At 73.5% G+C, this 26281-nt stretch carries 18 protein-coding genes and 1 pseudogene; 11 read left to right on the forward strand and 8 right to left on the reverse strand.

Going from position 1 to position 26281, the window contains the following annotated elements; all coding sequences use genetic code 11:
* The first annotated feature begins 142 nt into the window (after positions 1-142).
* The 5 genes from FCH28_RS30660 (at position 143) to glpK (ending at position 6351) form a co-directional block, all read left to right on the forward strand.
* Positions 143-607 carry a Zn-ribbon domain-containing OB-fold protein gene (locus tag FCH28_RS30660; RefSeq protein ID WP_136743454.1) on the forward strand — a complete coding sequence of 155 codons (465 nt, stop codon included), beginning with the start codon at positions 143-145 and terminating at the stop codon, positions 605-607.
* Entirely contained in the window at positions 604-1794 is a 1191-nt protein-coding gene (locus FCH28_RS30665) for a lipid-transfer protein (RefSeq protein WP_136743455.1), read from the forward strand. Before FCH28_RS30660 ends, FCH28_RS30665 begins: the two co-directional genes overlap by 4 nt.
* Before the next feature lie 156 nt (positions 1795-1950).
* A complete protein-coding gene (locus tag FCH28_RS30670; RefSeq protein ID WP_136743456.1) occupies positions 1951-3681 on the forward strand; it encodes a GGDEF domain-containing protein in 1731 nt (576 codons plus the stop codon).
* Positions 3682-3953: 272 nt separating this feature from the next.
* Entirely contained in the window at positions 3954-4721 is a 768-nt protein-coding gene (locus tag FCH28_RS30675) for an MIP/aquaporin family protein (RefSeq protein ID WP_136743457.1), read from the forward strand.
* 100 nt (positions 4722-4821) lie between these two features.
* Positions 4822-6351 carry a glycerol kinase GlpK gene (glpK, locus tag FCH28_RS30680; protein ID WP_136743458.1) on the forward strand — a complete coding sequence of 510 codons (1530 nt, stop codon included), beginning with the start codon at positions 4822-4824 and terminating at the stop codon, positions 6349-6351.
* 76 nt (positions 6352-6427) lie between these two features.
* Here glpK and FCH28_RS30685 read toward each other — a convergent pair whose 3' ends face one another.
* The 4 genes from FCH28_RS30685 to FCH28_RS30700 form a co-directional block, all read right to left on the reverse strand.
* Positions 6428-7036, reverse strand: a complete 609-nt coding sequence (locus FCH28_RS30685; RefSeq protein ID WP_136743459.1) for a GTP-binding protein — start codon at positions 7034-7036, stop codon at positions 6428-6430.
* A 338-nt stretch (positions 7037-7374) separates the two neighbouring features.
* Entirely contained in the window at positions 7375-7803 is a 429-nt protein-coding gene (locus tag FCH28_RS30690) for a DUF742 domain-containing protein (protein ID WP_136743460.1), read from the reverse strand.
* Between the two features lie 19 nt (positions 7804-7822).
* The gene (locus FCH28_RS30695; protein WP_136743461.1) at positions 7823-8272 is read right to left on the reverse strand and encodes a roadblock/LC7 domain-containing protein; all 450 of its coding nucleotides are present in this window, start codon (positions 8270-8272) and stop codon (positions 7823-7825) included.
* Complete coding sequence (locus FCH28_RS30700) at positions 8269-11133, reverse strand: sensor histidine kinase (RefSeq protein WP_136743462.1); 2865 nt, start codon at positions 11131-11133, stop codon at positions 8269-8271. Before FCH28_RS30700 ends, FCH28_RS30695 begins: the two co-directional genes overlap by 4 nt.
* Before the next feature lie 383 nt (positions 11134-11516).
* On the opposite strand from FCH28_RS30700, the gene FCH28_RS30705 reads away from it, so the two are divergent.
* Positions 11517-11900: a hypothetical protein gene (locus FCH28_RS30705; protein WP_136743463.1), complete on the forward strand. Its 384-nt coding sequence runs from the start codon at positions 11517-11519 to the stop codon at positions 11898-11900.
* On the opposite strand, the gene FCH28_RS30710 is transcribed toward FCH28_RS30705, so the two are convergent.
* Positions 11806-13026 carry an NAD(P)/FAD-dependent oxidoreductase gene (locus FCH28_RS30710; RefSeq protein WP_136743651.1) on the reverse strand — a complete coding sequence of 407 codons (1221 nt, stop codon included), beginning with the start codon at positions 13024-13026 and terminating at the stop codon, positions 11806-11808. The two genes, FCH28_RS30705 and FCH28_RS30710, sit on opposite strands and share 95 nt — an antisense overlap.
* An 8-nt stretch (positions 13027-13034) precedes the next feature.
* The gene (locus FCH28_RS30715; RefSeq protein WP_136743464.1) at positions 13035-13364 is read right to left on the reverse strand and encodes a bifunctional 3-phenylpropionate/cinnamic acid dioxygenase ferredoxin subunit; all 330 of its coding nucleotides are present in this window, start codon (positions 13362-13364) and stop codon (positions 13035-13037) included.
* A 162-nt stretch (positions 13365-13526) separates the two neighbouring features.
* Here FCH28_RS30715 and FCH28_RS30720 point away from each other — a divergent pair, with 162 nt between their 5' ends.
* The 5 genes and pseudogenes from FCH28_RS30720 to FCH28_RS30740 all read left to right on the forward strand — a co-directional run.
* Positions 13527-14333, forward strand: coding sequence for an IclR family transcriptional regulator (locus FCH28_RS30720; protein ID WP_136743465.1), 807 nt, complete (start codon positions 13527-13529; stop codon positions 14331-14333).
* Between the two features lie 299 nt (positions 14334-14632).
* Entirely contained in the window at positions 14633-15718 is a 1086-nt protein-coding gene (locus FCH28_RS30725) for an S-(hydroxymethyl)mycothiol dehydrogenase (protein ID WP_136743466.1), read from the forward strand.
* Positions 15715-18168, forward strand: a complete 2454-nt coding sequence (locus tag FCH28_RS30730; protein ID WP_136743467.1) for a GcvT family protein — start codon at positions 15715-15717, stop codon at positions 18166-18168. The genes FCH28_RS30725 and FCH28_RS30730 overlap by 4 nt, the downstream gene beginning before the upstream one ends.
* A 37-nt stretch (positions 18169-18205) precedes the next feature.
* On the forward strand, positions 18206-19387 hold the full coding sequence (gene solA, locus FCH28_RS30735) for an N-methyl-L-tryptophan oxidase (protein WP_136743468.1): 1182 nt from the start codon (positions 18206-18208) through the stop codon (positions 19385-19387).
* Positions 19384-20496 (forward strand): annotated as a pseudogene (locus FCH28_RS30740) (aromatic ring-hydroxylating oxygenase subunit alpha); the annotation flags it as partial. The gene solA and the pseudogene FCH28_RS30740, both read left to right, overlap by 4 nt.
* Here FCH28_RS30740 and FCH28_RS30745 read toward each other — a convergent pair.
* Both FCH28_RS30745 and FCH28_RS30750 read right to left on the reverse strand, forming a co-directional pair.
* The gene (locus tag FCH28_RS30745; RefSeq protein ID WP_246103397.1) at positions 20483-25258 is read right to left on the reverse strand and encodes a hypothetical protein; all 4776 of its coding nucleotides are present in this window, start codon (positions 25256-25258) and stop codon (positions 20483-20485) included. The pseudogene FCH28_RS30740 and the gene FCH28_RS30745 overlap by 14 nt on opposite strands.
* 47 nt (positions 25259-25305) lie before the next feature.
* Positions 25306-26244 (reverse strand): hypothetical protein, encoded by a 939-nt coding sequence (locus FCH28_RS30750; RefSeq protein ID WP_246103398.1) that lies wholly within the window; start codon positions 26242-26244, stop codon positions 25306-25308.
* Positions 26245-26281: the final 37 nt, after the last annotated feature.

The following is a 26281-nucleotide window of genomic DNA, read 5'->3' on the forward strand; positions in this document are numbered from 1 at the left end:
CGGAACGAGAACAACATAACACCGCGCACCGACGGCGTCCAGACCGGACCGGGGTTCCCCGTCGAGCGAGGGCGTGGCACACTCCTGACGTACCGTCAGATTGCTTGGGTCAACGCGCTGTTCGCTGCCGGAAGGGGCCGTCGTGCCACGCATACGCAAGCCCGTGGTGCCGGGCTGGTTCGATCAGGACGCCGCGGACTTCCGGCTGCTGGGGACCCGGTGCCGGGACTGCGGCTCGGTGTTCTTCCCGCGCGAGGACACCTTCTGCCGCAACCCCGGCTGCGCGGGCGGCGAGCTGGACGAGGTGCCGTTGTCCCGGCGCGGCACGGTCTGGTCGTACACCGACGGGCGCTATCGCCCGCCCGCCCCGTACGTCTCCGATCCCGACGTCGAGTGGCGGCCGTACACGCTGGTCGCGGTGGAGCTGGCGGCGGAGCGGATGGTGGTTCTCGGGCAGGCCGCGCCCGGTGTCGGGGTCGCGGATCTGGCGGTCGGCGCGGAGGTCGAGCTGGTGCCGGGGGTCCTCGACGAGGATGCCGAGCACATCTGGACGACCTGGTGGTGGCGGCCGGTCGCGGGCGCGTCCGGACGGGAGGCGGCCGCATGACGGGCGAGGTGGCGGTGCTCGGCGCCGGTATGCACCCGTGGGGCAAGTGGGGGCGTAGCTTCGTCGAGTACGGGACGAAGGCGGCCAGGGACGCGCTCGCGGACGCCGGCCTGGAATGGGGCGCCGTGCAGAGCGTGGTCGGTGCCGACACGGTGCGCGGTGGCTATCCCGGCTATGTCGCGGGGGCGACCTTCGCCAGGGCGCTGGGCTGGCAGGGCGCCCGGGTGACCAGCGTGTACGCCGCCTGCGCGTCCGGCGCGCAGGCGATCAACACCGCGCGGGCGCAGATCCTGGCCGGCATGGCGGAGGTGGTCCTGGTGGTGGGCGCCGACGCCGCGCCCAAGGGGTTCTTCGCGCCGGCCGGCGGCGAGCGCCCCGACGACCCGGACTGGCTGCGGTTCCGGGTGCTGGGGGCCACCAACCCGGAGTACTTCGGGCTGTACGCGCGCCGCAGGATGGCGCTGTACGGCGATACCGTCGAGGACTTCGCGCAGGTGAAGGTGAAGAACTCGGCGGCGGGCGCGGCCAATCCGTACGCCCGCTACCGGAAGCGGGTCACCGCCGAGGAGGTCGCGGCGTCGCCGGTGGTGGCCGATCCGCTGCGGCTGCTGGACATCTGCGCCACTTCCGACGGGGCCGCCGCGCTGGTCCTGAGCAGCATGGACTTCGCCCGCCGGCACGGCGCCGCGGACCCGGTGCGGATCCGCGCGGTCTCCACGGCCACCCCGCACTATCCGCGTACGGTGCTGGATCTGCCCGACATCGCCACCGACTCCGCGGCCGCCGTCCCGGAGCCGGCGACCGGGTTCCGGGCGTCGATCGCCCGGGGCGCGTACGAGGAGGCGGGCATCGGCCCCGAGGACCTGTCGCTGGCCGAGGTCTACGACCTGTCCACGGCGCTGGAGCTGGAGTGGTACGAGGATCTGGGGCTGTGCGGCGCGGGCGAGGCCACGAAGCTGCTCCGGGACGGTGCGACGGCGCTCGGCGGGCGGCTGCCGGTGAACGCCAGCGGCGGTCTGTCCTCGTTCGGCGAGGCGGTGCCGGCGCAGGCCGTCGCGCAGGTCTGCGAGCTGACCTGGCAGCTGAGGGGGCACGCGGGTGAGCGTCAAGTCCCTGGCGCACGCGTGGGGTTGACGGCCAATCAGGGGCTGTTCGGGCACGGTTCCGCGGTGGTCGCCGTGCGGTGAAGGCGCTGCCGCCGGCGCCCGCCCCCGAAGCTGATGGCGCCCGGCCTCGAAGATCATGTGAGGGTGCCGGACGGCGGTCCGTACTCTCCGGAATGATGCATGAACAGTGCGTGAACCGGGCCGAGTCGGGGTCTCCGCGGGGGCATGCTGCTTACCGTGCCTGCCTGGACGGACCAGCTTCGATTCGCCTTCCAACCCGTCGTGAACCTCGCGACCGGCTCGGTCGCCGCGCTGGAGATACTCGCCCGTCCCGAGGGCCGCGGCAACGGCTCCGACGTACTGGCGTCCGCGCACCGCTGCCCCGATCTGGACGCCGAACTGGCGGCGCTCGCCGTGCGGTCCGCGGCGCGCCAGGAGACGCTGCTGCCGCTGCACGTCAATGTCTTCGCGGCGACCGTCGCCGAGCTGCCGAGCCTGACGTCGCTCGGCAAGGCCGTGCGCGATGTGGGCCGCCGCCCGTGGGAGATCACCCTGGACATCGGCGGGCCGTTCACCCATGTCCCGCACCGGTCGCTGCTGGAGGCGGTGGCCGGGCTGCGCGACGAGGGCTACCGGATCAGCGCGGACGGGGTCGGGGACGGCGATCTGCCGCTGCGGCTGCTCGGAGATCTGGCACCCGACCTCGTCAAACTCGACGCCTCGCTGTGCGTCGGGCTGGACGAGGACCGGGGGCGACGGGCCACGGTCGCCGCGATGCGGCAGCTGTGCGACCAGGTGGGCGGGCTGCTGGCCATCGAGGGCGTGGAGACCGAGCGGCAGTACGCGGCGGCACGGGAGGCGGGGGTGCAGCTGGCGCAGGGGTATCTGTTCGCGCCGCCGGCCCGCCGGGCGGCCGCGGACATCTACCTCCCGGCCGACCCACCGGCGGTGAGCGGGCACGCGGCGCCGGCCGGCCCGCCCGCCGGGCCGCCCGTCGCGCAGTTCCTGCAGCCGGCCGCGCTGCTGCCGATGTCCGCGTCGGCGGACGCGGTACGCAGCCATCTCACCGGCTCTCCCGCGGTGTCGGGTGTCCTGCTGGTGGACACCGACGGGGTGCCGGTCAGGGCGATCGACCGCGACCGGTTCCTGCTGTCGCTCTCCGGGCGCTACGGGCACGCGCTGTACGCCGACCGGCCGGCGCTGCGGCTCGCGGACCGGCCGCGGACGGTCGGCGCCGACGCCACCGCCTGGCAGGTGCTGGACGTGATCGCCGAGGGCGACCGGGACCGGGCCGGCGACGATGTGGCGGTGGTGGACGAGCGCGGCCGGTGCATCGGTGTGGTGCATCTGGCGGACATTCTGCGGGCGCTGGCCGAGAGCCGGGTGGAGGAGGCGGCACGGCTCAACCCGCTGACCCGGCTGCCCGGTTCGGACGCGGTCAACGGGGAGGTCGACCGGCGGATCTCCGAGGGCCGGGCGTTCGCGCTGAGCTGGCTGGACGTGGACGGTTTCAAGCAGGTCAACGACGGCGCGGGGTTCGCGGCCGGCGATGAGCTGATCCGCTCGGTGGGCCGGGTGCTGGCCGAGGTCGCGGCGCGCGAGCCGGCCGCCAGGGTGGGCCATATCGGCGGTGACGACTTCCTGGTGCTGGCCGAGCCCGACCGGCTCGACCCGTTCGCCAAATCGCTGCTGGACACGGCCTGGTCGGCGGGCGGGCTGCCGGTGACGCTGTCGCTGGCCACGGTGGTCTGCCCGCCCGGCAGCGTCACCGGTCACCACCAGGCGGCGGCCGCGCTGGCGCCGCTGAAGAAGGCCGCGAAGGGGCTGCCGGGGGCGAGCTGGGTGCTGGGCCGGCCTGGCTCGGAGCGTACGGAGGTGCGCCGTGGGGCCGCGCTGCGGGTGCCGCTGCCGACCGGCCCGGCGTACGGCAGGCGGGCCGGCCAGGCGGGCGTACCGGCGGCCGGCTGACGGCCGCGGGACCGGCCCGCGGCGACCGGCCGGTCCGTCCCCCGCACAGCCGCCAGGCCCGCCTCCTCCCCCAACATCCACTGTTGTGCGCGACCTTGACGCCCCATCACCTGCGGTGAACACTTCCGGGTGCCAGTTCGGCAACGCCGCACCTGGGGCCGGACCGGCCTGGGCACCCGGCCGGGTGGCAGCGGCTGTCCGCTGCCCGCCGGTGACACGCACCCTGCACGGAGGACCGGGGGACGTCCCCGGGCCAGGGCCAAGGAGCCGCCATGTATTCCAATGGGGACATCTTCGTCGGTGAAGTGATCGGCACCGCGATTCTGATTCTGTTCGGCGCCGGTGTGTGCGCCGCGGTCACCCTGCACTACTCCAAGGCGAAATCCGCCGGCTGGGTCGCCATCGCCTTCGGCTGGGGCCTGGGCGTACTCGCCGGGGCCTATACCGCAGCCCCGCTGTCCGGCGGGCATCTCAATCCGGCCGTGACGATCGGCTCGGCGGTCGCGGACGGCACCGAGTGGTCCAAGGTGCCGCTGTACATCCTGGCGCAGATGGTCGGCGCGCTGATCGGCGCCGTGCTGGCCTGGGCGCTGTACTACGCCCAGTTCGCCGCCAACTCCGAGCAGGACAAGGCCCAGCCGACGCTGGGGATCTTCTCCACGGCGCCGGAGATCCGCAATCCGGCCGCCAACCTCGTCAGCGAGATCATCGCCACCATCGGCCTGGTGCTGCCACTGCTGTTCTTCGGCCAGAACAAGGGCATCGGTATCGGCCAGGTCCCCGGCGCGCAGGCCGGGGTCTACGGCTCCGGGATCAACGTCCTGCTGGTGGCGCTGCTCGTGGTCGGCATCGGGCTCTCGCTCGGCGGGCCCACCGGCTACGCCATCAACCCCGCCCGCGACCTCGGCCCGCGGATCGCACACGCGCTGCTGCCGATCCCCAACAAGGGTTCCTCCGACTGGAGTTACTCCTGGATCCCGGTGGCCGGACCGCTGATCGGCGCGGTGCTCTCCGGTCTGGTCTACAACACGGCGTACTGACACCGGCGGTCCGGCACCCTCGTTCCGGCACCAGCGGGCCCCGCCCCCCTCACCCGTACTCCAGCACCCGTACTCCAGAGACTTCAGGAGACATGACGTCATGACGGAGCACACCGAGAAGTACGTCGCCGCCATCGACCAGGGCACCACCTCCAGCCGGTGCATCATCTTCGGCCACGACGGGGCGATCGTCGCCGTCGACCAGCGCGAGCACCGGCAGATCTTCCCCAAACCGGGCTGGGTGGAGCACGACGCCACCGAGATCTGGTCGAAGGTGCAGGCCGTGGTGGCGGGTGCGCTCGCCAAGGCCGGACTGCGCGCGGACCAGCTCAGCGCGCTGGGCATCACCAACCAGCGGGAGACCACCGTCCTGTGGGACCGGGCCACCGGCAAACCGGTCCATCACGCGATCGTCTGGCAGGACACCCGCACCGCCCAGCTCTGCGCCGAACTGGGTGGCACGGACGGCCAGGACCGGTTCCGGGAGGCCACCGGGCTGCCGCTGGCCAGCTACTTCTCCGGCCCCAAGGCGGCCTGGCTGCTGGACGAGGTGCCGGGCCTGCGGGCCCGCGCGGAGCGGGGCGAGATCGCCTTCGGCACCATCGACTCCTGGCTGATCTGGAATCTGACCGGCGGCATCGACGGCGGGGTGCATGTCACGGACGTCACCAACGCGGGCCGCACGATGCTGATGAACCTCTCCACCCTCCAGTGGGATCCGGCCATTCTGTCGGCGATGCGGGTGCCCGAGGCGATGCTGCCGGAGATCAGATCGTCGGCGGAGGTGTACGGCACGGCCGTCGGGCAGCTGCACGGCGTACCGGTGGCGTCCGCGCTCGGCGACCAGCAGGCGGCGGTTTTCGGGCAGACCTGCTACGGCGTCGGCGAGGCCAAAAACACCTATGGCACCGGCTCGTTCCTGCTGCTCAACACGGGTAACCGGCCGGTCCCGTCGAAGAGCGGGCTGCTGACGACCATGGGCTACCAGCTCGGCGGCGAGGCACCTGTCTACTGCCTGGAGGGGTCGATCGCGATCACCGGCGCCCTGGTGCAGTGGCTGCGCGACCAGCTCGGCATCATCGCGTCGGCCGCCGAGATCGAACCGCTGGCGGCGAGCGTCCCGGACAACGGCGGCGCGTATATCGTCCCGGCCTTCTCCGGCCTGTTCGCGCCGTATTGGCGCTCCGACGCGCGCGGGGTGATCACCGGTCTGACCGGCTTCGTCACCAAGGCGCATCTGGCGCGCGCCGTACTGGAGGCGACGAGCTGGCAGACCCGGGAGGTGGTGGACGCCATGTACCAGGACTCCGGGGTGCGGATCACCCAGCTCAAGGTCGACGGCGGTATGACCGCCAACAGTCTGCTGATGCAGCATCAGGCGGATGTGCTGGGCGTACCGGTGATCCGCCCGGTCATCCCGGAGACGACGTGCCTGGGCGCGGCGTACGCGGCCGGCCTGGCGACCGGTGTCTGGCAGGACCTGGACGAGCTGAGGACGCACTGGCAGCGCGACGCGGAGTGGACACCGCGGATGGACGGACAGACCCGGGACCGGGAGTACGGCAACTGGCGCAAAGCCGTCGAGCGGAGCTTCGGCTGGCTGGCCGAGGACGGCGGGGCGGGCGCGTAACCCCGCGGTATCCCCGGATACTGAGACGTACGGCCCGTACCCCGGACGGCGGGGTACGGGCCGTACTCCGCGCTCCTCAGGGGAACGCGGGCTCGCGCCGCCGGGCGCCGAACCGCATCGCGTGCTCGACGACGGCGATCAGTACGTCACGGGCCGAGTCCTTGACCCGCGCGTCGCACAGCATCACCGGGACCGCGGGGTCCAGGTCCAGGGCCTCCCGGACGGCGTCCACCGGGTAGACCTCGGCTCCGTCGAAGCAGTTGACGGCGACCGTGAAGGGAAGGTCGCGCCGCTCGAAGTAGTCGATCGCGGCGAAGCTGTCCGCCAGCCGGCGGGTGTCGGCGAGCACCACCGCGCCGAGGGCGCCGCGCGCCAGCTCGTCCCAGAGGAACCAGAAACGGTCCTGTCCCGGTGTGCCGAAGAGATAGAGGACCAGCTCTTCGTTGAGCGTGATCCGGCCGAAGTCCATCGCGACCGTGGTGGTGGTCTTGGCCTCCACCCCGGCGAGGTCGTCGACCGGCCGGCTCGCCTCGGTCAACTGCTCCTCGGTACGCAGCGGTTTGATCTCGCTGACCGCGCCCACCAGCGTGGTCTTGCCCACGCCGAAACCGCCCGCGACCAGGATCTTGAGCGACACCGGGTCGACGACGGCGGCCCGGCCGTGGCGCTCAGAACGCCCGAACACCTTGGGTCCCTTCTCCCGAAATGCCGTGTATGAAGGTGCGGCTCACGCTTGTTCCTTGAATCCAGCCAACGGGGGGCGGCAGCTGACGAGGCACGCTACAACGCGGGCGGCGGCGTGCTCACCCGTGGCGCGGAATCGTTGTACGCGGGTGACCACCAGAGGTCGCCAACCCGCCCAAAAGGGGCCGTCATGACGGTGCCGCCGGGGCGTCCCCCATGCACCACACATGACTGTGCCGCCCGCCGGAGATCCGGACGGGCGGCACGGTCATGCGTCATGCGTCAGGCGTCATGAGGTGGACGTCCTACGCCCTACGTCCTACGTCGGACGCGCGCGGGTCACAAGGCACGCAGGCCGTCGATCACCTCGCGCAGCACCTTCTCGTCGGGCAGTTCGGCCGGCGGCACGGGCCGGCTGACATGCACCAGGCCCACATCCAGCAGATCGCCGATGAGCACCCGGACGACGCCGACCGGCAAGTCGAGTTCGGCCGCGAGCTCGGCGACCGACAGCGGTGCGTCCCGGCACAGCCCGACGATGTCCAGATGCTCGGGCGACAGCGTCTGGTCGGTGACGGACTCGTCCGCGCGGCTCTCGGCGATCACCTGCGCGATCAGGTCGAGGCGGTCCTCGGCGGGCGTACGGGTGCGCCCCCGCGTCATGGCGTACGGGCGGACGACCGGGCCCGCGTCGTCGTCGAACCAGCGGGCCGGGTCCCGCCCCGGCACGGCCGACCCGCCGCCTCGATGCTCGCTCCGCTCCCTCATGCCGTCGCCGCCATCGCGCTCAGGTGGACAGCCCGGACCTGGGCGCGGTGCCCAGGTGCGTACCCACGCGCTTGACCAGCAGCGTCATCTCGTAGGCGATCTGCCCGACATCGGAGTCCGCGTCGGCCAGTACGGCCAGACAGCTGCCGTCGCCGGCCGCGCTGACGAACAGGAACGCGTCGTCCAGCTCGACCATGGTCTGCCGGACCCGGCCCGCGTCGAAGTGCCGGCCGACGCCCTTGGCCAGGCTGTGGAAGCCGGAGGCGACCGCGGCCAGATGCTCGCCGTCCTCACGGCTGAGGTCCTTCGAGGCGCCGGTGGCCAGCCCGTCGCTGGAGAGCACAAGTGCCTTGCGGACGCTGCCGACCCGTGCGACCAGCTCATCGAGGAGCCAGTTCAACTGTCCGGACCCCTTCGCCGACTCTGCCGCGGCGGACGCGATGGAAGCTGCTGCCTTCGGTGCGGTCATGGACCGTCCCCTCCCGATGTGGTTCCTGGTGCTGTGGTGCCCTCGCCGTCGCCGCGCGCGGCGATGTCGCGGACGTCGTCCGGGCGGCGGACGTCATCCGTACGTCCGGCGTCCGCGTCTTGTGGGGCTTCGGCGCGCGCCGGGGCGGTGCCTCCCGTTGCCGTGTCGCCCGTCGTCCTGTCGCCCGCGGTCTCGTCGTTGTCGCGGCGGCCGCGCTGCCAGCCGCGCTGGAGGGAGGCCATCCGGGCGCGGACCGCCTCGGCGTCGCGGTCGTCGGCGGGCTCCGCGGCCGGCTCGGGGCGGCGGTCGGGGTCGGGCTTGAGCTGCGGGGCCAGGCTGGCCTGACGCACCCGGCGGGGCAGCCCCCTGGACGTCGTGGCCTCGGAACCGGCCTCGTCGGTGCGCTCGGTGTCGGAGCGCTCGGCATCGGAACGTCCGGTGTCGGAGCGCCCGTTGTCGGGGCGCCCGGTGGCCGCCTTGCCGCGCGCGTCGCCGTCGTCGACCGTGCGGCCGTGGTCGGAGACCAGGACCGGCGGGCGGGGGCGGCGCGGCAGCGGAGCGAGTCCGCCGGCCGGGGCCTGGTCGCGGGTCTGGTGGTGCTGCTCGCCGTCCGGCACGGGCGGCACCGGCGCGATACTGCGGGGGGCGGACGGGGCGGCCTGCGAGGGCACCGGGCCGGTCGGCGCGGACGGCCCCCGGCGGCCGCGGCCCCGGGTGCGTTCCGCGCCGCTCCCGCCGAACAGCCGTTCCTCGTCGTCGAGGGAGCTCAGCTCGTCCGGGCCCAGCGGCGCCTCCAGCTCCACCGGGCCGTCGAAGATGCCGGGCGTACGGCTCTCGCGCTCCGGGAGCGGCACCGGCACCTGGGAGAGCGCGGCCAACCTGCCCGCGGGGCCCTCCAGTTCACGGACGCCCCGGCCGCCCGCCGGTTCCCCGGCCGTCAGCTCGGGATCGTCCCGGCCGCCGTCGGAGGTCTCGGTCAGGATCGTGCCGGGGATGAAGACCACGGCCGTGGTGCCGCCGTACGGCGAGGTCTGGAGGGAGACCCGGACGCCCTGCCGCTGGGCGAGCCGGCTGACCACGAACAGGCCGAGCCGGTCGGTGTCGGACAGCTCGAACTCGGGGGTCTCGGCGAGCCGGAGGTTGGCGTCGAGCAGCAGATCGGCGGTCATGCCCAGACCGCGATCGTGGATCTCCAGGGTGAAGCCGTTGGCGACCCGCTCGCCGAGCACCTGGACTGCGGTGTGCGGCGGCGAGAAGACGGTGGCGTTCTCCAGGAGTTCGGCTATCAGGTGGGTGAGGTCGGAGACCGCCGGGCCGTCCACCGCGAGGCGCGGCAGCCGGCGCACCTCGATCCGCTCGTAGTCCTCCACCTCGGCGACGGCCGCGCGCACCACATCCATCAGCTGGATGGGTTTGCGCCACTGCCGGGAGGGGGCCGCGCCGGACAGGATGACCAGGCCCTCCGCGTGCCGGCGCATACGGGTGGTCATGTGGTCGAGCCGGAACAGGTCGGCGAGTTCCTCGGTGTCCTCGGTGCGCCGCTCCATGGTGTCCAGGAGGGTCAGCTGCCGGTGCAGCAGGACCTGGCTGCGGCGGGCGAGGTTGACGAACACCTCGGAGACGCCGCGGCGCATGTCCGCCTGTTTGACGGCGGCTTCGACGGCGGCCCGCTGGAGGGTGTTGAGCGCCTGGCCGACCTGGCCCATCTCGTCCTGGCCGAATTCCAGCCGGGGTGCCTCGGTCTCCACGTCGACCTGTTCGCCGGCGGCCAGCCGGCGCATGACGCTGGGCAGCCGGACGCCGGAGACCTCGTGTGCGCCCTTGCGCAGCCGGGTCAGGTCCTTGATGTGCCGGCGGCCGATGCGGAAGGAGACGATGACGGAGACCAGCAGGGCGATGAAGCCGATCACACCGGCGACACCGGCCTTGAGGACGACGGTCACGGCCACCGGTTCGACGCGCTGCCGGTAGCGGGCGCCGGCCTCCTCGCCCATCTTCCGCAGGTCGCCGAGCACCTTCTCCGCGGCCACGTCCCAGCGTTCGGCGTTGAGTACGCGGGGTGCGGCCTGCGCGCCCGCGGCGATGGCCTGGTCCTCGTAGGAGGTCACCTCGCGGGCCCTGGCGTCGCGCCAGTAGTCGTCGTAGAGGCCGCGGTCCTTGGCGGGCAGGACGGCGAGGGCGGCGCTGTAGCGGACCCGGCGCTCGGCGATCCGGTCGGAGAAGGCGCGCAGATCGCGTTTGCTCATGCTGCCGGAGACCAGCGCCGCGGATATCAGCGCGTCCTCGCGGGCGAAGGCTTCCCGGGCCCGCGCGATGATGACGAGCGCACGGCCCTGCCGGTCCATCTCCGCGTCGTCCAGGGCGTTGAGGGCTAGCAGGAAGTCGTACTGGGGGTCGACCAGGGCGCTGTACGCCTCCATGGCCTCGTCCCTGGTGACGGTGTTGGCCTCGACCTGCGCGCGCAGCGAGGTGAGCCCGTCCAGGCCGCTGATGATGCCGTCCATCCGGTTCCCGGCGTCGCCGCTGAGGTCCTCGCGCACGCCGGGGTCCTCGGTGATGCCGCGCAGCCGCTCGACGGCCTCGTCGGTGGCGCGGGTCCGCTGGCGCAGTTCGGTGACCGCGTTGGCGCCGCGCCGGTCGGCGAGATAGAGCAGGCTCTGGCGGCGCTCGCGCTGCAGCGACCGGACGACCTCGTCGACCGGCGAGCCCAGTTTCAGTACGACGTTGCCGACATCGAGCAGCTGGTTGGCCTCGCGTCCGGTGATATAGGTCGCGAACGCCCACATGGCCGTGAGGGACACCAGTGGCACGAGCAGCAGCGCCACGATCTTCCGGCGGATCGACTTCCCGCGAAAGCGCATGGCCTCCCCTACGTCAACCCCGGCGCTCGGGGGCGGTGTTCCGTCAACAAACGGCGAGAGCCTACTACTGTCGGGGTACCAACCCGAAGGGCCACCGGGGCGTCGGGGAATACGGCCGGGGCGGGATCGTCCTGGGTTGTCCGTTGATTCCCGGACAACCCGCCCGGGATGGCGACCGGGTATAGGACGGAGATATCGCGCGGACGACGTAGCCGGGTGACCGGATTTGCGTGGCCCCCGGGAACTTCGCGCCGGACGGGTGCGTGACGATGAGAGGCGACGAGGACATCCGGTGGACGAACGCCTCGAGCATGTGTCCGGTGAAATCCGGGAATCAGCCGAGGAGTCGGACACGCGGGAGAGTACGGGAGTGTGACGCTTTCATGGACACCGGCAGGCGTGCCTTGTGGGTGGAGGAGCCGGCGACCCGGCGCCGGATGCCCGATCCGGTGCGTACGGCCGCGGTGCGGGCCGTCATCATCGTGGCGCTCACGCTGATTCAGGCCATGGTGGCGTTCCTGAGCACGCTGGCGGGATCCTGGCTGGCGTTCCCCGCGGTGCTCAGCACCGTCGCCAGCACCGTGGTCGCGACCTGGGCGGTGCTGGACGTATGGGTGACCCGGCAGGTGTGGGTGCAGCGGTACGGGGTGCAGTCCCAGCCGAGCAGTACGGCTAGGGAGTTGCGCCGTGAGCGGCGGCGGGTGCGCCGGCAGGAGGAGCGGGAGTCGCGGGACGGCCGGTCGCGAGTCGACGGCGCAGCCGCATGAAGGGACGCGGGCGGTTGACGGCGAAGACCGCGGTGATCTCGCCGTCGCGTTCGTGGACGGCGAGCAGACTGCCCTCGTCGGGGCCGCCCTCGACGATGCGTACGGTGTCCTTGGGTCCGCGGCGGCCGGCCAGTTGGATTCTGCTGCCGTACTGGTCGGACCAGAAGTAGGGCGGGGCGGTGTGCCGGGCGACGGTGGCGCCGGCGAGCAGGTTGCGGACGGCGGTGGCGGGCTGTTCGGTGGCGCTGGTCCAGTGTTCGGCGCGCAGTTCGCCGTAGCGGGCGACGTCTCCGGCGGCGACGATCTGCGGCAGCGAGCTCACTCCGCCCTCGTCGCAGAGCACGCCGTCGCGCAGGGCGAGGGGCGAGGGCGTCAGCCAGTCGGTGGCGGCGCTGACACCGATGCCGACGATCACGACGTCGGCGTCCAGCAGACGGCCGTCGGCGAGTTCCACGGCGGTGACGCGGGGCGCGGGGCGGCCCCCGGCGTCCGCCCGCAGCGCCTTGACGCCGGTGCCGCACAGCAGCCGCACCCCGTGCTCGGCGGGCATCCGTGCGCACAACTGGGCCATTTCCCGGCCGAGTTGGGGCACCAGCGGGAGGGGTGCCGCTTCCACGACGGTGACCTGGGCGCCGAGGCCGGCGCAGGCGGTGGCGGCCTCGGCGCCGATGAAGCCGCCGCCGATCACCACCACCTGCCGTGCGCCGGTGCGCAGTTCGCCGCGCAGCGCAAGCGCGTCGTCCAGGGTGCGCAGGGTGTGGACGCCGGCGAGGGGCGGCCCCGGCAGGGTGCGGGGCGCCGCTCCGGTGGCGACCACCACGCCGTCGGTGGTGATCCGGCGGCCGTCGGCGAGGAGCACCGCGCGGCCGGCCGTGTCGAGTCCGGCGGCGGGGGTGCCGAGCAGCCATTCGGCGGCCAGTTCCGCCTCCTCCTCGGCGTCGGAGAGCGACAGCGCGTCGGTCTCCGCGTCCCCGGCCAGGAAGGATTTGGACAGCGGCGGCCGGTCGTACGGGCGGTGGCGTTCGGCGCCGATGACGACCAGGCGGCCGTCGAAGCCCTGGGCGCGGAGGGCCCGGACGGCGTGGAGCCCGGCCAGGGACGCTCCGACGACCGTGACGGTCCGCATGGCGGCGGTCATGCCACGGCCTCTTCCCGGACGGCGGGCCGGACATGGATCATCCCGTCCAGCACACTGACCTCGTGCGTGCGCACGGGGCGGCGGGCGGGCAGGCAGGCGGGTGCGCCGGTGCGCAGGTCGAACAGGGCCGCGTGCAGCGGGCATTCCACGAAGCAGCCCTCGACCCAGCCCTCGGAGAGCGAGGCGTCCTGGTGGCTGCATGTGTCGTCGACGGCGTAGAAACCGTCCTCGGTGTGGAAGACGGCGATGGCCGGTGTGGTGTCGTCGATCTCGATCCGTACGGACTCGCCCTCGGGCAGGTCCTCGATGCGGCAGACGGGAATCATCTGGCCCCCCTCGCGCTGATCGGTATCATGGCGTTTTGAATAACGCATCGCAGAGCGCGATGCGCAACAGAATCCAAGCCGGGGAGCGGGCCGTCAAGGGCTTCCCGGAGACATGCCCTCAGACGAGCCCGCAAGGGCCACCGGGTGGTGACGCAAAGACCCATGTCGAACTCGAGCGAGACGGCTGACGACCGGTCCGAGGAGCGGCGCGGCGGGGCGGGATCCGTCCAGTCCGTGGACCGCGCGGTGAGCGTTCTGGAGATCCTGGCCCGGATGGGCGAGGCCGGGGTGACGGAGATTTCCGAGGAGCTGGGCGTCCACAAGTCGACCGCGTTCCGGATCCTGGGTGTGCTGGAGAACCGCGGGCTGGTGGAGCAGGAGAAGGAGCGCGGGAAGTACTTCCTGGGCGCCGGGGTGCTGCGGCTGGCCGGGGCCGCCGCGATCCGGCTGGACATCTCGCAGGAGGGCCAGCCGGTGTGCCGGGCGCTCGCGACGGACACCGGGGAGACCGCCAACATCGCGGTACTGGACGGCGATGCGGCGGTCAACATCATGCAGGCCAGGGGCGCCGCCGCGGTGACCGCCTACAACTGGCTCGGCCGCCGCACCCCGCTGCACGCCACCGCCAGCGGCAAGGTGCTGCTGGCGCATCTGCCGCGGGAGCGCCGGGAGGCCCTGGTGACCCGCAAGCTGGCACGTTTCACCGAGAACACCGTGGCCACCCCGGCCGCACTGCGCGCACAGCTCACCGCCGCCTTCGAGGACGGATTCGCCTGCACCACCGAGGAGTTGGAGATCGGTCTGAACGCGGTGGCGGCGCCGGTCAGGGCGCACGACGGCGCGGTGATCGGGGCGATCGGCGTGTCCGGGCCCGCGTACCGCATGGAGCGCTCGCTGCTCCCCGAACTCGCGGAGCGCTCCGCGAAGGCCGCGGCCGAGCTCTCCCGCCGCATGGGGTACGCGGGTTGAGCCCGGGGCCGGGGACGGGGCAGCGAAAAATCACCTCTTGACGGATCCCTGGCTGACTTCCAGCATGTCTCCCATGGCGCAACGCAGCGCGCCATGGGCAACACCGGGAGGGGCGGACGGCTGTGTCCGTCACGGTTCTCCGCTCCCCGGATTCCGCATTCCGCCTTTCACCTCTCGCATCCCGTCTTTCGCGTTTCACCTTTCGCGCAACGCACCACCACAACCCCTCACAGGCATCCGTGCCGACTCCATGCGCACCCGCCCCTGCCCTGCCGGCAGGCGCTGTTTAGGAGTGAGACATGCCGCACGAAGCCCGCGCCGTCGTCGCCGTCAAGAAGGGCGCGCCCGTCGAGGTGCTGCCGATCCTCGTACCCGATCCCGGTCCGGGCGACGTGCTCGTGACCGTCCAGGCGTGCGGGGTGTGCCACACCGATCTGCACTACCGCGACGGCGCGATCGGCGAGGAATTCCCGTATCTGCTCGGCCATGAGGCGGCCGGTGTCGTCGAGGCCGTCGGGCCCGGCGTCACGGACCTGTCCCCCGGCGACTACGTGGTGCTCGCCTGGCGCGCGCCCTGCGGCCAGTGCCGGTCCTGCCGCCGGGGCCGCCCCTGGTACTGCTTCGACTCCCGCAACGCCGGCCGCCCGATGACACTGACGGACGGCACCCCGCTGACCGCCGCCCTCGGCATCGGCGCATTCGCCGAGAAGACGCTGGTCGCGGCCGGTCAGGCGGTGAAGGTCGACGCGTCGGCCCGCCCGGAGGCGGCGGGGCTGATCGGCTGCGGGGTGATGGCCGGGTACGGCGCGGCCGTGCACACCGGGGCCGTGGGCAGCGGGGACACCGTCGCCGTGATCGGCTGCGGCGGGGTCGGCAACGCCGCCATCGCCGGCGCCTCCCGGGCCGGTGCGCGCCGGGTCATCGCCGTCGACATCGACGACGGCAAGCTGGACGCCGCGGAGCGGTTCGGGGCCACCGACACCGTCAACTCCCGTGGCACGAACCCGGTCGAGGCGGTCCGCGCGCTCACCGGCGGGCACGGCGCCGATGTGGTGATCGACGCGGTGGGCCGCCCGGAGACCTACCGGCAGGGCTTCTACATGCGCGATCTGGCCGGCACTCTCGTCCAGGTCGGCGTCCCGGGCCCGGAGATGACGATCGAGCTGCCGCTGATCGATCTGTTCGCCCGCGGCGGCGCCCTGAAGTCGTCGTGGTACGGCGACTGTCTGCCCAGCCGCGACTTCCCCGTCCTGATCGATCTCTATCTCAGCGGAAAACTGCACCTGGACCGGTTCGTCAGCGAGACGATCGGCCTCCAGGACATCGAACCTGCCTTCGCCAAGATGCAGCGCGGCGAGGTCCTGCGTTCGGTGGTGGCCCTGTGACCGGCCGCGCGGGCGGGCCCCGCGTCGTCATCATCGGCGCCGGCATCGTCGGCTGCTCACTGGCCGACGAGCTCACCGCGCGCGGCTGGCAGGACATCACCGTCCTGGAACAGGGCCCGCTGCACGCTCCCGGCGGCTCCACCTCGCACGCCCCCGGCCTGGTCTTCCGCACCCACACCTGCCGCACGATGACCCGCCTCGCCGCGTACACCGTGGAGAAGTTCTCCGGGCTGTCGGAGGACGGGAACCCCTGCTTCGACCCGGTGGGCGGCCTGGAGATCGCCACCGACGAGGAGCGCTGGGCCGATCTGCACCGCAAGGCCGGGCTGGCGGCGTCCTGGGGCATCGAGGGCGAGCTGGTCTCCGCGCGCCGCTGCGCCGAACTGTGGCCGCTGCTGGACGAGTCGAAGGTGCTCGGCGGCTTCCACACGCCCGGCGACGGACTGGCCCGCGCGCTGCCGGCCTCCCGTGTCCAGGCCGCACGGGCCACCGCACGCGGCGCCCGCTTCCTGGACCGGCACACCGTGACCGGCATCGAGCGCGCGGACGGCCACGTCACCGGCGTGGTCACCGACCGGGGCAGCTTCCCGGCGGAGCTCGTCGTCTCCGCCGCGGGCTTCTGGGGGCCGGTGATCGGTGCGATGGCGGGGGTCGGCGCGGCAGTGCCGCTGCTGCCGCTGGCGCACCAGTACGCGACGACCACGCCGGTCCCGGGACTGGACGGCCGGCGCCCGATCCTGCGCTTCCAGGACCGCGACCTGTACTTCCGAGAGCACCCGGACGACAGCTCCGGACAGGTGCACCTGGGCATCGGCTCGTACGCCCACCGCCCGCTGCCCGTCGACCCGTACACGGTGCCCGGCTACGACGAGGCTCCCGTGATGCCGTCCTCGCTGCCCTTCACCCCCGACGACTTCGCGGCGAGCTGGGAGGACAGCGCCTGGCTGCTGCCCGCCCTGGCCGGCAGCCGGGTCGCGGACGGCTTCAACGGGGTCTTCTCGTTCACCCCGGACGGTATGCCGCTGCTCGGCGAGTCCCGTGAGCTGCGCGGATTCTGGCTGGCCGAGGCGGTCTGGGTCACCCACTCGGCGGGCGCGGCGAAGGCGGTCGCCGAGTGGATGACGGACGGGCGCCCCGGCATCGATCTGCACGGCTGCGAGCCGTCCCGCTTCGAGGGCGCCCAGCGCTCCCCCGCGTACGTCCACGAGCGCGGCCGACAGCAGTTCATCGAGGTCTACGACGTCATTCACCCGCTGCAACCGGCGAGCGGGTCGCGGCCGCTGCGGGTCAGCCCCTGGTACGCCCGTCAGCAGGAGCTCGGCGGGTACTTCCTGGAGGGCGGCGGCTGGGAGCGCCCGCACTGGTTCGAGGCCAACGCCGAGGCGGCGCGGGGGCTGGAAGTCCCCGAGCGGGACGCCTGGTCGGCGCGGCACTGGTCACCGATCGTGGCGGCCGAGGCGCGCGCCACCCGGGAGCGGGTCGCGCTCTACGACATGACGCCGCTGCGCCGCCTGGAGGTCACCGGGCCCGGCTCGCTGGACTTCCTCCAGCGGATGACGACCAACCAGCTGGCGAAGAAGCCGGGCGCGGTGACGTACACGCTGCTGCTGGACGCGGCGGGCGGGGTGCGCAGCGATCTGACGGTGGCCCGGCTCGCCGCGGACCGCTTCCAGATCGGCGTCAACAGCCCGGCCGACCTGGAGTGGCTGACCGACCACGCGCCCGAGGGAGTCCGCGTACGCGACATCACCTCCGGGACCTGCTGCATCGGCGTCTGGGGGCCGCTCGCCCGGGATCTGGTCCAGCCGCTCACCGGCGCGGACTTCTCGCACCGCGGCTTCGGCTACTTCCGGGCGAAGGAGGCGTTCATCGGCGAGGTGCCGGTGACCGCACTGCGGCTCAGTTACGTCGGCGAGCTGGGCTGGGAGCTGTACACCGGCGCCGATCTGGGGCTGCGGCTGTGGGACACGCTGTGGCGGGCCGGGCAGCGGCTCGGGGTGATCGCGGCCGGCCGCGGCGCGTTCAACAGCCTCCGGCTGGAGAAGGGCTATCGCGCCTGGGGCCAGGACATGACCACCGAGCACAACCCCTACGAGGCCGGGCTCGGCTGGGCCGTGAAGCGGGACAAGGGCGACTTCGTGGGGCGCGCGGCCCTGGAGGGGCTGACGCCGGACGACGTGCCGCGCCGCCTGGTGTGTCTGACGCTCGACGACCCGTCGGCGATCGTGCTGGGTCATGAGCCGGTCTACCTGGACGGCGTACCGGCCGGCCATGTCACCAGCGCGGCCTACGGCTACTCCATCGGGCGGACGATCGCCTATGCCTGGCTGCCGTCCGCCGCGGCCGTCCCCGGCACGGCCGTACATCTGGAGTACTTCGGCGAGAAGGTCCCGGCGACGGTCCGCGCCGAGCCGCTCTTCGACCCGTCCATGGACCGCATCCGCCGCTAGGGCCTGTCCGATGGCCCCGCCCCCCAGGGAGGCCCGTATGTCCCCCTCGTATGACGTGATCGTGCTCGGACTCGGCGGCATGGGCAGCGCCGCCGCCCACCATCTGGCCGCGCGCGGCGCCCGTGTGCTCGGCCTGGAGAAGTTCGGCCCGGTGCATCAACGCGGCTCCAGCCACGGCGGATCGCGCATCACCCGGCAGTCCTATTTCGAGGATCCCGCGTATGTCCCGCTGCTGCTGCGCTCCTACGAGCTGTACGACCGGCTGGAGCGCGACACCGGCCGCACGGTGGCGACGCTCTGCGGCGGGGTGATGCTCGGGCGTCCTGACAGCCGTACCGTCGCCGGGTCGCTGCTCTCCGCGCGGACCTGGGACCTGCCGCACGAGATGCTGGACGCCGAGGAGATCCGGCGCCGCTTCCCGACCCTGACCCCGGCCGCGGACGAGGTCGCGCTGTACGAGGCGCGGGCCGGGCTCGTCCGCCCCGAGAACACCGTCGCGGCGCAGCTCCAGCTCGCCACCCGCGGCGGCGCCGAACTGCGCTTCCAGGAGCCGGTGACCCGCTGGGAGACACTGCCCGGCGGTCGCGGGGTGCGGGTGCACACCCCCGAAGACACCTATACGGCCGGCCAGTTGGTGATCTGCCCGGGTGCCTGGGCGCCGGGGCTGCTGGCGGATCTCGGTGTGCCGTTCACCATCGAGCGGCAGGTCATGTACTGGTTCGCGCCCGACGGCGGCACCGCCCCGTACACCCCGGCGCGGCACCCCGTCTACATCTGGGAGGACGCGGCGGGCGTCCAGATCTACGGCTTCCCCGCGATCGACGGGCCCGGCGGCGGCGCGAAGGTGGCGTTCTTCCGCAAGGGCACCGTCTGCACCCCGGAAACCATCGAGCGGACCGTCCACGACGACGAGGTGCGGGCCATGGCCGACCAGGTGGGACGGCTGCTGCCGGGCCTGCCGGGACGCTTCCTGAAGGCCGCCACCTGCATGTACAGCAACACCCCCGACGAGCACTTCGTCATCACCCGGCATCCCGCGCACCCCGACGCGGTCACCGTCGCCTGCGGATTCTCCGGCCATGGCTTCAAGTTCGTGCCGGTGGTCGGTGAGATCCTCGCCGACCTGGCGCTGACCGGGGAGACCGGGCATCCCATCGAGCTGTTCGACCCCGGCCGGCTGACCGCCGCGCCCGCGCCCGCACACGGAGGTGCCCGATGACCCTCGCGCCCGTATCGCCCAGCCTGCTCGCCACCCTGCCGGGCCGGATGTACACCGACGCCGGTGTGTTCGCCGAGGAACAGGAGCGGATCTTCGAGTCGCTGTGGTTCTGCGCGGTCCGCGCCGCCGACCTGGAGCGGCCCGGCGCCTTCCGCACGGTCCAGGTGGGCCGGGAGAGCGTGGTGATCACCCGCACTCGCCGGGGCGGTCTCGCGGCCTTCCTGAACGTGTGCCGGCACCGTGGCGCCCGGCTGTGCACCGAGGAGTCCGGGGAGGTGCGGCGCAACCTCCAGTGCCCGTACCACGCCTGGACCTACGACCTGGACGGACGGCTGGTGGCCGCGCCCAACCTCCAGCGGATGCCGGATGTGGACCGCGGCGAGCGAGGGCTGCTGCCGGTACGGCTGCGGGAGTGGCTGGGCTATGTGTGGGTGTGCCTGGCCGAGGAACCGCCGTCGTTCGAGGAGACGGTGGTCGCCGCGGTCTCCGAGCGGCTGGGCGACCCGGCGGCCGTGCAGCGCTACGGGGTGGACGGTCTCGCGCTCGGCCGGCGGATCCGCTACGACGTGGCCGCCAACTGGAAGCTGATCGTCGAGAACTTCATGGAGTGCTACCACTGCGCCACCATCCACCCCGAACTCACCGAGGTGCTCCCGGAGTTCGCGGACGGTTTCGCGGCGCAGTACTTCGTGGGGCACGGTGCACAGTTCGCGGCGGAGGCCGAGGGGTTCACCGTGGACGGCGGCGGCGGCTTCGCGCCGTTCGCGGGCATCGCCGAGGAACAGGACCGCCGCTACTACGCCATCACCGTCCGCCCGCAGGTCTTCGTCAACCTCGTGCCCGACCATGTCATCGTGCACCGGATGTTCCCGATGGCCGCGGACCGCACCGTCGTCGAGTGCGACTGGCTGTACGCACCCGACGTCGTGGCCTCAGGCGCCGACCTGTCCCGCTCCGTGGAACTCTTCCACCGGGTCAACGCGCAGGACTTCGCGGCCTGCGAACGGACCCAGCCCGCGATGGCGTCGCGGGCCTACCGCGCCGGCGGGGTGCTGGTGCCCAGCGAGCACCACATCGGCGAGTTCCACCGGTGGGTCAGCGAGCGGCTCCGTCCTGGGCCGGGTCCTCAGGGCTCGTCTCCGGCGATGTCGTCCGCGGGTCCGGTGCCTGCTGATCCCGGGCCCGCTGATCCGGGGCCTGCGGATCAGCAGGCTGCTGCGGCTCTTCCGGACGGCGGTACATACGCGTCGCCGTGATCTGGCCGTGCACCGCCTCACCCGCCGGATCCTGCTGCGGCAGCCCCGGCCGCAGATGCTCCTCGACGCTGATGTACTTCAGCCCGGCCCGCAGGTCGGCATCGTTGCGCAGCCGGATGACCAGCGGGAACTCGGCGAGCGCGGTGGTGTCGAACAGGCCCGTGGTGTAGAGCAGCTGGACGCCCAACGCGTCGGCCACCGCACGCTGGAGCTCCAGCAGATAGGTGGCGTTGGCGCGGCCGATGGGGTTGTCGAGGAACAGCGTGCCGGCGTGCCGCTGCTTGTCACGGCCCCGGTCGTTGCTGCGCAGCGCCGCCATCGTGCAGTACAGGGCGATGGCGGCGGTCAGCAGCTGGCCGCCGGAGAACACATCGCCCATCTGCCCGACCGGCACCCGCTCGGCGCGCAGCACCGCGTCCGGCTTGAGGATCTCCACGGCCACCCCGCGCGGCTGGAGCGCCGCGCTGACCCCGCGCAGCAGCAGGGACATACCGTCCCGCCGCAGATCGCTGTTCTTCCTGACCGCCGCGCGGGTCGCCTCGTCGATGACCTCGCCCAGCCGCTCGGTGAGCGTGGCCTGGTCCGGGTCCTCGAAACGGATCCGCAGGAACTCCTGCCCGGACCACTCCCCCAGCCCCTCGGGAAGGCGGGACAGCCGCTGGGCCGAACGCAGCGTCGTCAGCGACGACTCCACCAGACCGCGGAGCCGGTCGACGATGCTGTCGCGATTGCGCTCCAGCTGCGCCAGCTCGTCGGTCAGCACCCGCAGCCGGGGCGCGAACGCCTCCGCCCACTTGGCGGCGTGGTCCGGCAGCGCGGCCGCGGGCAGCTCGCGGATCTGCTGGCGGGCGGGGGTGCGGACCTGTTCGTAGCGGGTGGCGTTGGCGTGCCGTACGAGGATGTCGCCGGCCTCGCGGACCGCGGCCTCGGCGGCGGAGAGGTCGGTGGCGCAGCCGCGCAGCGAACGGCGGGACTCGGCAGCGGCCTGCCGCGCCTCCTCCAGACGGCCGGCGTACGGCTCGGGCCGCTCGCCCGCCGCATCCTCGGCGTCGTGGTGGTCGCGGAGCAGATCGCGCAGCAGCGCCGCGGTCTCGTCGAAGCCGCCGGCCGCGTCCTCGGCGGCGCGGTGGGCGCGCAGCAGTCCTTCGTGCTGCGCGCGGGCGGTGTCCAACGCCTCGGTGGCGGTGGCCAGTTCGCCATTGGCGGTGCGCAGCAGCTCCTTGGCCCGGTCGGCGTCCGCGGGGACCATGCCGTCGGGCAGCTCGGTGTGCGCGTCGCCGTCGGCCGGTGCCAGCCGCTCGGCCTCGCCGCGCAGCCGGCCGAGCTGCTCGCTGGCGGCCGAGGCGCGGGTCTCCAGCATCTGAACCAGGGATTCGGCGCGGGCCGCGGCCGCCTGCCGGGACGGGCCGTCGGCGGCTTCCGGGCTCTCCAGGAGCTGTTCGGCGCGGGTGCGGACCTTGTTGGTGAGGCGGTTGAGCTCGGCCAGGGCGGCGCTCTCCTCGCCCTCGGCGCGGGCCTGTTCGGCGCGCAGGTCGGCGCCGACGCCGACCTTCTCGTAGAGCTGGGAGGCGGCACGGTAGGCCTCGCGCAGCGCGGGGAGGGAGCTGCTCGCACCCTCCGGTGCATCGCCCAGGTCGTCCGGGACGCCGGCGATCTCGGCGCGCTCGGCGCGCAGCGCGCGGGCGGTGCGGCGGGCGTCGTCGGCGGCCCGCTGGGCGGCCCTGCGGTCCTCGTCGGCGGCCCGCGCCCGGTCCACGCACTCCTCGGCTCGGGCCTCGAACTCGGCTGCCTCGTCGGCGAGTTCACGCATCCGCGACTGCCAGCCGGCGCGCTCGCGCAGCCGGTGCGCGAGCCCGGCGAGGACGTCCGCGACCCGGCGGGCGCGCTGCGCGGTCTCCTGACGCTCGTCGCGGACCCGGGTGGCCTCCGCCGCGGCCTCGTCCGCCTCGGCCCGCACCGTACGGGCCTCGGCCAGCTCGGCCGCCGCCTCGTCCGCGGCCGTGCGGCCGTGCTCCGCGGCTTCGGCCAGCTCGGCGAGCCGGCCGGCCGGGCAGCCGGCGCGCCATGAGCCGAGCCGGGCGGCCAGTGCGCGGTCCCCGGAGAGGCGGGCGGCCAGCGCCCGGATCTCCTCGTCGCGCTCTATGGCGCGGGCGCGCAGCGTCTGCCGCTCCTCGTCGGCGGCGGACTCGTCGTGCATCGCCGGGTTCGGTGTAACGAGGAAAACGCCGTACACGCCGGTGTCCCGCTCGTCGGGGCCCGTGGTGGGCGCGAGCAGCGCGGCGGCGGTGCCGACGGCGACCGCGGAGCGGGGCAGCAGCGCGGCCTGGGCGAGCACGTCGCGCGCCCGCGCGTGGGTGTCGGGGTCCGTGATGATCACGCCGTCGACCAGCTCGGGGCGGGCGGCCAGCACTCGGGCGTGGTCGGCGGGGTCGACGGACTGGGCGAGATAGCGCCAGCCGGGCAGCGCGGGCACGCCGTGCTCACCCAGGTACTCCACGGCGGCCAGGACGTCGGGGCCCGGGGGCAGCAGCCCGCCGTCACCCAGCGCGCCGAGGATCCGCGCGTCGTCGGCGGCGGCCGTCCGCAGATCGAACAGCTGCCGCTCGGCGGCGGCGACCCCCTCCTCCAGCAGTTCGCACAGCGCGTCGGCGCTGCGGTCCAGCTCCTCCGCGGTGAGCGGGCCGGCGGCGGGGCGGCGCGCCTCGGTGTCATCCGCGCCGGTGGACGGTGTCCGGGGACCCGGCAGCCGCTTGGACGTCGACTGCGGAAGGCCCAGCAGTTCGGCCAGCCGCTCCTCCGCGCCGAGGGATTCGGCGGCCCGGCGCTCGGCTTCGTGGGCGCGCTCCGCGGCCTGCGCCGCGTCCTCGGCGCGGGCGGCGGCCAGTTCCGCCGCGGAGTGCCGCGCGGTGGCCTCCCGGGCACGGTCGGTGGACTGCCGGGCGGCCTCGCGGGCCGAATCCCAGGCCGCCACGGCGGTCTTCTCCGCGTCGGAGGCGGCGAGCGCGGCGCGCGCCGGGTCGGCGTCCGGGGCGGTGTCGTCCAGCCAGCCGGCCTGGACGGCCTCGGTGGTCTCCTGGGCGACCTCGGCGAGCCGCTGCTTGAGGTGGTCGGCCTCGCTGCGGGCGCGCTGGGCGTGGGTGGCGGCGGCGGTCGCGTCGCGGTGCGCGCCCTCGCCGGCCTCCTGGAGGGCGGCGGAGCGCTCCTCCTCCTCGTTGGCGATCCGCTCGCCGGCCTCGGCGGCGGTGTGCAGGGCGCGTACGAGGTCGGCGGCGGCGGTGGCGCGGGCGGCGAGCGCCGGGGCGGCGTCCCGCTCGGCCTCGCGGATGGCGGCGGCGACCCGGGCGGAGCGGTCGGCGGCGGCGCGGTGCCGCAGCGCGATCTCGGCGGCCTGCCAGGCGCTGTGCAGCGTACGGGCGTCGTTGAGCTCGCGGCGCTGGGCGGCGGCGCCCTTCTCGGCGGCGGCCAGTGCCAGCGAGGCGTGCCGGTAGGCGAGTTCGGCGGAGACCAGGGAGCGGCGCTCGCGGGTGCGCTCGGCGTCGGTGACGCGGTGCGCCGCAGCGGCGACCTGCTCCGCGAGCTCGGCGGCACGGCCGCGCTCTTCGGTGCCGCGGGCGTGCAGCCGCTGGGCGAGGCCGCGGGTGCGGCGCTCGGCGCCGGCGTGCACCTCGCGGGCGCGTTCGCGCTGCTCGGCGGCGTCGGCGATACGCGACAGCAGGTCGAGGGAGCCGGCGGTGAAGTCCCGCTCGGCGGTGAGCTCGGCGCGCCGGCCGAGCTTGTGGGCGAAGCCGTGGACGAGGTCGGCGAGGCCGTCGGTGTCGCGGGTGTCGGTGACGGCACGCAGCAGCAGGTCGGTGAAGTCGGAGTCGTTCTTGACCGCGAACAGGCCGGCGGCCTCGCCCTCGTCGGCGTTCATCTCCCGCTGGTAGCGGAAGAGCTCCGGGTCCAGGCCCAGCACGCCGAGGTGTTCGTTCCAGCGCTCGTGGATCTCTTCCCAGACCACGTCGAGATTCGGGTAGTTCTTCCCGGCCTCGGTCAGGACGTCGCGGAAGCCCTTCATCGTGCGGCGGCGGCCCTGTGCGCCGGAGGCGCCCTCGCCGTGCTCGTGGCGGGGCCGGACGATGGTGGCCTCGGCGACGGGCAGCGAGTCCAGGCTCATCCCGGGCCCCGGCCGGAAGCTGTACCAGGCTTCGGCGAACTTCCTCGGGTCGTTGGAGACCTGCCGGCCACGCCATTCGCTGACCTTGCCGACGACGACGCTCTCACCGGTCAGTACGTGCTGCCACTCCAGGGCGACATGGCCGCAGTCGTCGGCGAGCAGGAACTTGCGCAGGACGCCGGAGCTGGCGCCGCCGAGGGTGTTGCGGTGGCCGGGCAGCATCACCGAGAAGATCAGCTTGAGCAGGACGGACTTGCCGCCGCCGTTCTCCAGGAAGAGGACACCCGCGGGGGCGGGGCGGCGGGGCGGGCCGACCGGTTCGTCCTCGAAGAAGTCCGCCTGCGCCGGGGCCGGTTGGGGCACCGGCGCGCCGACTCCGCGCAGGTCCAGCACGGTGTCGGCATAGCGCGCACCGGCGGGCCCGATGGAGTAGAGACGGACCCGGGACAGCTCGTACATGGCGGACTCTCGTTGTTGTGGCGGGTAGGTGGTACGGGTGTGCGTGCTCAGCCGGAGTGGAAGGGCAGTCCCGCGCCTGCGACCAGGTCGAGGTCGTCGGTGTCCTCGCCGGGCAGCAGCGTGGCACTGCCGTCGGCGACCGGGACCACACCGAGTTCCAGCAGCTCGGCCATGGCGGCGCTGCCGGCCATGTCGCGGACCTGGAGCTGGTAGCGGGCGGTGGTGCGGTAGGCGCCGCCGGCGTCGTCGCCGGTGCGCTGGAGGAAGCCGGAGTCGACGAGGAAGGTGACGGCCTTGGCGATGATGCCGGTGGTCGAACCGGCGAGCCGCCGGGCGTCCTTCGTGGCGCCGGTGGCGCTGCGCCGGGCGTAGACCCGCCAGGCGGATTCCAGGCCGGGGGCGTCGGTGGCCGGGTCGGTGTTATGGCCGTCCTGCTCGGCGCGCTCCTCCAGGCGGCGGCAGGCCTGCCGGACGAAGGCGTCGACGCCGTTGACGGTGATCCGGCCGATGTAGCCGTCGTCGGCGAGGTCCTCGGGGCGCGGGAAGGCCAGCGCGGCTACGGCGAGATGCGCCAGTCCGTGCAGAAAGCGGTCGGCGGAGTCGGCGGAGGCGCGGCGGGCGTAGTCGCCCATGCGGACCGCGAAGACGGAGTCCTCGGCGGCGGTGACGGCCATCCCGGCGCGGGTGGAGACCTCCAGGACGACCAGGCCGAGGCCGGCGGCGACGGCGTCGGCGAGGCGGGCGAAGGCGGGCTCGTCCCGGTAGCGGCGCAGCAGCTCGGCGTACTCGGCGTCGCGGGCCGGCAGCAGCTTGGGCTGGAGCCCGAAGGAGACCAGCCGGGCGGCGTCGGCGGCGTCGGCCGGGGTGAGGGGCGCAGGCCCGGCCGGTGCCGGCTCGGCGTCGGCGGCACGGGCACCCCAGCCCGCTTCGCCCGTCCCGGACGCCGGGTCCGGCTGCGGCACCTCGTCGGCGTCGTACTCGGTCACGGGACAAGCTCCTTGCGGGGGACGATCTCGGCGATAT

The organism is Streptomyces piniterrae, assembly GCF_005048155.1.
Taxonomy (GTDB): domain Bacteria; phylum Actinomycetota; class Actinomycetes; order Streptomycetales; family Streptomycetaceae; genus Streptomyces; species Streptomyces piniterrae.

Bases quoted from the DNA above. Each gene is read 5' to 3' on its own strand.
- FCH28_RS30665 (WP_136743455.1), top strand. From the start codon at position 604: ATGACGGGCGAGGTGGCGGTGCTCGGCGCCGGTATGCACCCGTGGGGC.
- FCH28_RS30675 (WP_136743457.1), top strand. From the start codon at position 3,954: ATGTATTCCAATGGGGACATCTTCGTCGGTGAAGTGATCGGCACCGCG.
- glpK (WP_136743458.1), top strand. From the start codon at position 4,822: ATGACGGAGCACACCGAGAAGTACGTCGCCGCCATCGACCAGGGCACC.
- FCH28_RS30690 (WP_136743460.1), bottom strand. From the start codon at position 7,803: ATGAGGGAGCGGAGCGAGCATCGAGGCGGCGGGTCGGCCGTGCCGGGG.
- FCH28_RS30695 (WP_136743461.1), bottom strand. From the start codon at position 8,272: ATGACCGCACCGAAGGCAGCAGCTTCCATCGCGTCCGCCGCGGCAGAG.
- FCH28_RS30700 (WP_136743462.1), bottom strand. From the start codon at position 11,133: ATGCGCTTTCGCGGGAAGTCGATCCGCCGGAAGATCGTGGCGCTGCTG.
- FCH28_RS30705 (WP_136743463.1), top strand. From the start codon at position 11,517: ATGGACACCGGCAGGCGTGCCTTGTGGGTGGAGGAGCCGGCGACCCGG.
- FCH28_RS30710 (WP_136743651.1), bottom strand. From the start codon at position 13,026: ATGCGGACCGTCACGGTCGTCGGAGCGTCCCTGGCCGGGCTCCACGCC.
- FCH28_RS30715 (WP_136743464.1), bottom strand. From the start codon at position 13,364: ATGATTCCCGTCTGCCGCATCGAGGACCTGCCCGAGGGCGAGTCCGTA.
- FCH28_RS30720 (WP_136743465.1), top strand. From the start codon at position 13,527: ATGTCGAACTCGAGCGAGACGGCTGACGACCGGTCCGAGGAGCGGCGC.
- FCH28_RS30725 (WP_136743466.1), top strand. From the start codon at position 14,633: ATGCCGCACGAAGCCCGCGCCGTCGTCGCCGTCAAGAAGGGCGCGCCC.
- solA (WP_136743468.1), top strand. From the start codon at position 18,206: ATGTCCCCCTCGTATGACGTGATCGTGCTCGGACTCGGCGGCATGGGC.
- FCH28_RS30745 (WP_246103397.1), bottom strand. From the start codon at position 25,258: ATGTACGAGCTGTCCCGGGTCCGTCTCTACTCCATCGGGCCCGCCGGT.